A 2,135-nucleotide genomic window follows, 5' to 3' on the forward strand; every position below is an offset into this window, starting at 1 on the left:
GGACCTCGCCGCGGTCGAGCTGATCGATGGTCTGGGCGATGGCGCGCCGCGTGGCCTCGTCTCGCAACAGGTCGCGCTGTGCAAATGCAGCGGTGATGAGATCTTTCATGCGAGGCTGTTCGCGCATGGTCAATGCCCTCCCTCTTGGCGTCCGGGCGAGGCTCTCGCCTGACGGTCGACCGCTGCGCCGACGTCTGACAACGGGATTCGGGGAGGGCGGCGTCGAAGAGTGCAAGGCGGGCCAAGCGACCTGCTCAGCATCGGGACGGAAAGGGTGTAGCGCTGTCTCCATGACCAGGATTCTCGACCGCTATGTTGTGGGTGCGGTGATCAAGGCCGGCGAGTCGAGCACGGTCTATGAAGCCCAGGACACCCGTCTTCAGGCGCCCTGCGCAGCGAAGTCGATCCCGTTCGACCCGACCGATGCTCGTGCGCGTGAGCGCTTCGAAGACGAGGCTCGCCAGCTGGCCCGCCTCGAGCACCCTGGTCTGCCGCGGGTTCTCGACTATGCGATCGAGGGTTCAACCGCCTGGCTCGTCATGGAGCGCATCCGCGGAGACGATCTCTATGCCCGGCTCGCCTTCATGCGACGCCTGCCGCAACGCGAGGTGGTCGACATCGCGCTTCAGATCCTCGATCTGCTGAGCTACCTGCACGACCAGGGCATCGTCTACAAGGGCCTCAACCCCGCGAACATCATGCGACGACCGGATGGTCACATCTTCCTTGTCGATTTCGGTGTTGCGCTGGCCTTGAGCCCGTCCTCGTCTCTGAACACCGGCCTCGATGCGCACGCCTACGCGCCACCCGAGCAGGTGCAGGGGAACGCCGAGCCTCGGTCAGATCTCTACGCACTGGCTGCGACCATGCATCACATGCTCAGCGGGAAGGCGCCCTCCGCGCCCTTCTGCTTCGAACCGATTCGTTCGCATTGTCCGGAGATCGATCGCGGGCTCGAATCCATCATCCATCAGGCCTTGAGCGAAGATCCCGCGCAGCGCTTCTCGTCGGCGGCGCTCATGAAGACGGCGCTCGATCGGCGTGGGGGCGCGGCATCGCCAGCGGCTGGTCTGTCGTCCCAGACGTCGTCTCTGCTCTCTTCGCAGGGAATGGCACCGGGCATGGTGGCGGGCATGGCAAGGCCGACGCCGAGCGCCGGCGCGTCTCCTCCCCCGGTTCGGGGAGCGGTGTCGTCGTCGTTCTCCGCGTCGTCGCTTGGCGCTTCTGCGCTGGGTTCGCCCGCGACCTCCCCGACCGCCGGTGCGGCCCCGCTGTCGCTGCCCCAGACCAACCGCGAGGCATCGTGGAGCTCGGGTCTCGCATCGAGCGCCCCTACCGAATCGCGGCGCGGTGCGTCGGCGCCCCGCGGCATCGAGTATGTGTGCGGCGCATGCGGCATGCGTGTCTACAGCTACGTGGGGCTCAAGCTGAAGTGCAGGCGCTGCGGCGGGGTGCTGTCGGAGTAGCCTTTGGCGCACTGCGCAGCCTGTTGCGCTGCGGCCAGGTGCGCGCTGAACGAACATCTTGCGCGCTGTTAACATTCGCGTGATGGATCTCGCGGCGCTGGGCGGGTAGAGTAGGCCCGACGCGGTGACGATCGCAGCGTTGCGGTCTTCCCGATCTCGCTTGGAAGAGGATGTGCCAGCCATGGTCGATATCTCCAGCCTTTGCATTGCTCGCAGCGCCGTTCCCGCGCCGCGGACAGCGTCAGCCTCTCCCGCCGCCCAGGGAGAGGCCGCCCACGGCCCTGATCTCTGTGTCGACGGGTTCTACGCCACCAACCCGATGCCGTTCCCAGGCCAGCCGGTCTGGTTCGGTGCCACCATTCGCAATCAGGGCGATGCCCCTGCCGGCCCGTTCAGCGTCGAGCTGCGCAGCCCCGCCTTCACACCGGATGTGCGCGTGCCTGGGCTGCAGCCCGGACAGTCGGTGCGCCTCTCGAACCTCGGACCGGTATGGACGAACTTCCAGGGACCCTGGTCGGCCGAGGTGATTGTCGACGCTCGTCGAGAGGTGCCCGATGTGAACCCTGGCAACAACTACGAGTGGACGACGGTGTGGACGCAGCAGCCGCCCATGCCGCCTCCCTTGCCCCCCATGCCCATCCCTGGCCACCCGGCGGCGCCTGCGACCCT

2 protein-coding genes are annotated in these 2,135 nt (G+C 67.0%); both read left to right on the forward strand.

Annotated features, from left to right (window positions below; genetic code table 11):
- Positions 1–26 precede the first annotated feature (26 nt).
- Complete coding sequence (locus EB084_24215) at positions 27–1,466, forward strand: serine/threonine protein kinase (protein ID NDD31368.1); 1,440 nt, start codon at positions 27–29, stop codon at positions 1,464–1,466.
- 181 nt (positions 1,467–1,647) lie between these two features.
- The coding region (locus EB084_24220; GenBank protein ID NDD31369.1) for a hypothetical protein at positions 1,648–2,135 on the forward strand (488 nt) is incomplete at its 3' end.

Source organism: Pseudomonadota bacterium (assembly GCA_010028905.1).
Lineage (GTDB): Bacteria > Vulcanimicrobiota > Xenobia > RGZZ01 > RGZZ01 > RGZZ01.

What these genes read in the sequence shown, in the direction of transcription:
- EB084_24215 (NDD31368.1), top strand. Translation starts at nt 27, where the DNA reads ATGGTCTGGGCGATGGCGCGCCGCGTGGCCTCGTCTCGCAACAGGTCG.